General features: G+C 28.4%; 2 protein-coding genes. Both read left to right on the forward strand.

What is annotated here, in order from left to right; genetic code table 11:
- Positions 1-397, forward strand: a 397-nt coding sequence (locus tag AACZ53_RS14365) for a DUF4407 domain-containing protein (protein WP_339839866.1), incomplete at its 5' end; no start/stop codon positions are given.
- A 73-nt stretch (positions 398-470) separates the two neighbouring features.
- Positions 471-2,654 carry a choice-of-anchor L domain-containing protein gene (locus AACZ53_RS14370; RefSeq protein ID WP_339839868.1) on the forward strand — a complete coding sequence of 728 codons (2,184 nt, stop codon included), beginning with the start codon at positions 471-473 and terminating at the stop codon, positions 2,652-2,654.
- Positions 2,655-2,761 lie beyond the last annotated feature (107 nt).

Raw genomic sequence — 2,761 nt, forward strand, 5'->3', positions numbered from 1 at the left:
GGATAAAAAGATAACAGAAACGCAACCAATCATTGATGGCTTTGACGGTTTAATGGCTCGAATTAATGCTTTAGACAAATTGCCTTGGTTGCCTTCGTTTTTTATAATGTTATTATTTTTGGCTATTGAAACTTCTCCTATTATTGCTAAATTATTATCTCCAAGAGGAGAATATGATTACAAGCAAGAAGACAAGGAAATGGGAATCATAAATGTCCTAGCTCAAAACAAATATCAAAGTGAATTGCAAAAGAAAACCGATGCAGAGATTTATGATAAGGTTTATGCTGATATTAAAGACGACAAAGAACTTTATAATTACAAGAAAAAAGGTGCGATGGAATTGCTAAAACTACAAGCTGACGGTTTTGTGGAGAAACAAAAGAAAAGTATGTGATTTTTATTACAAGACCTTTAATAGGTGTTTGAATGATAATATTTTATATATTTGTTATACAAACACTTTTTTTATGAAAACAAAATTACTTTTATTATTATTCGTAACCACTTTTGGTTTTTCACAAGCTATACAAGTAATACCTTTCAACCCTGCAACAACTAACATACAAAATTTAGTAAACAACACATTTGTAAACACAAATTGTGCCATTGCTACCAATGTACAAAGGCAAGGTGATTGTGGAATTGGCGTTTTTACTAACACCAATCCAAGTTTTCCTTTTCAAAACGGATTAGTTTTAAGATGTGGAACAGTTCAAAATTCTGCTGGTCAGTATACTGGAAACGGAACATCATCAACTTGTTCGCAATTAGGAGATACCGATTTACAAGCAATTAGTCAAGCAAATGGAGCACCAGGAACTATAAATGATGTTACTTTTTTAAAATTTGATTTTGTTGCTCAAACTGATGCATTTAATTTTAATTTTATATTTTCATCTAATGAATATGGAACTTTTCAATGTGGGTTCGCAGATGTTTTTGCTTTTATTTTAACTGATTTAACAACTGGAATTAGTCAAAATTTAGCTGTAATTCCTGGAACAACTACACCCGTTGCAGTCACTAATATTAGAAATTCAGCTTATAATAATGGTTGTCCTTCTGTTAATTCAACTTTTTTTAGCACCTATACTGTTGGTCAACCTGCTGTTTCAACGGTTATGAATATGAATGGTTATACAGTACCAATGTCTGTTTATGCTACTATTGTTCCAAATAATCCGTATTCTATTAAAATGGTTATTGGAGATTACAACGATACTGCTTTTGATTCTGCTGTATTTATTGAAGGTGGAAGCTTTAATGCTGGAAGTGTTATGTGCAACAATGACTTAATCAATATGGTTTCGTTTTTGGATTCAAATAATAATGGTACAAAAGATACTGGAGAACCTAATTTTACTTTAGGAAGTTTTGTACATGAATTAAACAACAATGGAACTCCAATGCAACTATTTTCTCCTTTTGGAAACAGTTATTTATTTCCTGTTAATTACTCAGATACACATGATTTAAGTTATCAAATTGATTCAAATTATGCTGGTTTTTACACAACTTCTTCAACTTATAATGATTTTTTAATTGCTCAAAATAGTGGAATTACTACTTATTATTTTCCTATCGTAAATACTGTTCCATATAGTGATGTTGCTGTTTCGGTTTCTCCAAATGTAAATGCTGTTCCCGGATTTATGCAAGCTAACACTATTACATATACTAATTCAGGTACTTTATCAGCTACTGGAACAATAACAATTAATCATTCATCAAATGTTATAATAAATAGTATTTCTGAAACTGGTGCAATTGCAACTTCAACAGGATTTACTTTTGATTACATTAACCTACAACCCTTGGAAACAAAAACAATTGATGTTATTTATGAAATCCCAACTATTCCAACGGTTTCATTAGGTGATTTGGTAACAACAGATATTTCTATAACTTCTACTTCTATAGAAGCAAATTTAAATAATAATATTTTTCAATTAAATGAAATAATTGTTGGTTCTTATGATCCAAATGATATTATGGAATCTCATGGTGAATTAATTGAAATTTCTGAATTTGATTCTTCAGATTATTTATATTACACTATACGTTTTCAAAATACTGGAACTGCAAATGCAAATAAAATTAGCATAAAGGATATTTTACCATCTGGTTTAAATAAGGAAAGTATTGTAATGGTAAATGCAAGTCATAATCACACTTTAACCAGAACAAATAATCAATTAGAATGGTCTTTTGAAAATATCTTTTTAGTCCCTCAAATTGTAAGTGATGAATTGAGTCAAGGTTTTGTTACATTTAAAATTAAACCAACAACAGGTTTTACAACGGGAACAATCATTAATAATTCAGCTGAAATTTATTTTGATTATAATCCAGCAATTATTACCAATACTTTTACTACTGAATTTGCAAATACTTTAGGTCTTGGAAATAATACTTTATCAAATTTCGTGATTTATCCTAATCCTACAAATGACATTTTAAACATTCAAAATAAAGAAAATTCAGTTATCAGTAAAGTAAATGTGATTGATTTATTAGGTAAAACTATTTATACTTCTAACTATGAAGTTTCAAATGTTACTGTTGATTTATCAAGTTTAAATTCAGGGATTTATTTTGTTGAAATTTATTCAAATGACATAAAAACGGTTCAAAAAATAATTAAAAAGTAATTTTTAAGTTATTATAATATTTACGTGTCTATTGTAAAATATTTTCTATTAATATGATATAGCTATATAGTTTAAATGCAATTTATAATCTTTTCAACCAACCAAAT

It is taken from the genome of uncultured Flavobacterium sp., assembly GCF_963975005.1.
GTDB lineage: Bacteria > Bacteroidota > Bacteroidia > Flavobacteriales > Flavobacteriaceae > Flavobacterium.